The 1,168-nt window shown below is 50.3% G+C and carries 1 protein-coding gene and 1 pseudogene; both read right to left on the bottom strand.

Annotated elements, in window-relative coordinates; genetic code table 11:
* On the bottom strand, positions 1-881 hold an 881-nt coding region (locus R7Z41_RS24095), incomplete at its 3' end, for an AbgT family transporter (RefSeq protein ID WP_318141648.1).
* A gap of 36 nt (positions 882-917) precedes the next feature.
* Positions 918-1,168: pseudogene (locus tag R7Z41_RS24090) on the bottom strand (amidohydrolase); the annotation flags it as partial.

Below are 1,168 nucleotides of genomic sequence, written 5' to 3'. Positions count from 1 at the left end.
GTGTGATTCATCGGATCGCGCAATATCCCGTTTTCCGGGATCACCATCAGCGCGATCGCAGCAATAAAAAGTAGCGCTACGACACCTGCTATGCGTAAACCAAAACGCTGACTTTCGGTCAATGTCTGCAGTTTCTCATCGCTGTTTCCCTGCCATTGACCTAACCGTGGCTCGATGATTTTGTCGGTTATCAGGCCGCCAACAATCGTCAGTACGACTACGGAGCTGGCCATAAAATACCAGTTATCAATTACACTGACGTGCATTTGCGGATTGAACGCAGCTGCCGCTTCCGTGCTGATCCCCGACAGCAACACGTCGGTTGTGACAATCAGTAAATTAGCCGTGAAGCCGCAACCTACGCCTGCAATGGCGGCCAGTAAACCTGCAACTGGATGCCTGCCCACCGCCAGAAAAATCAGCGCACCCATCGGTGGCATGATCACTAACGCCGCATCGGAAGAAATGTGGCTGAAAAAAGCAATAAACAGCACCATATAACTGGCGTAGCGGGCATTAACATGCGATGCCATTTTAACCATTAGTGCTGGCAGTAAGCCGACGCGCTCCGCCAGACCGGCACCTAAAACCAGCGCCAGGATCGCACCAAGTGGAGCAAAACCGCTAAAGTTTTTAATCACATTGGGTAAAAACCAGTGTAATCCTTCCACACTGAGCAGGTTTTTCACCACCACCGGCGTACCATCGGTCGGGTTTTTCGCACTGACGCCAAAGGCTGACAAAATTGCCGTCGTCACCATGAGTACGATAATCAAATAGATAAAGAGCAGAAAAGGATGGGGAACCTTGTTACCAATTCTTTCGACCCAGCCATAGAGCTTCCCGGATTGGGAGGACGACGGTATGGATGACATACTCATGGGCATTCCTCGGTTGTTGTGTTTGCGTTGTTGTTGTTATTTTAAAGGTGACGGTGTCACGTTTTTCGGGATAGGGCAGTGATACGGTTGCGTGTCCGTTACTTGCTGATGCTCTTGTTGGCATTCTTGCAATAGCCCTGAATCAAGGAAGAGATTGACTGTGGTTGCTGCCATAGTTTTCGCCGCCAGCAGCATTCCTTTATGAGCAATAGATGTTCGCCCCTGGCTAACCAGTTGCCACGTATGTAGCGGTGTACCGACGGCAAAACAGGGGCTGAAACACTGGG

The sequence above is a fragment of the Vibrio sp. 1457 genome (genome assembly GCF_033340195.1).
In the GTDB taxonomy this organism is placed as follows: Bacteria; Pseudomonadota; Gammaproteobacteria; order Enterobacterales; family Vibrionaceae; genus Vibrio; species Vibrio alginolyticus.
This window is presented reverse-complemented; position numbering and strand designations above follow the sequence as displayed.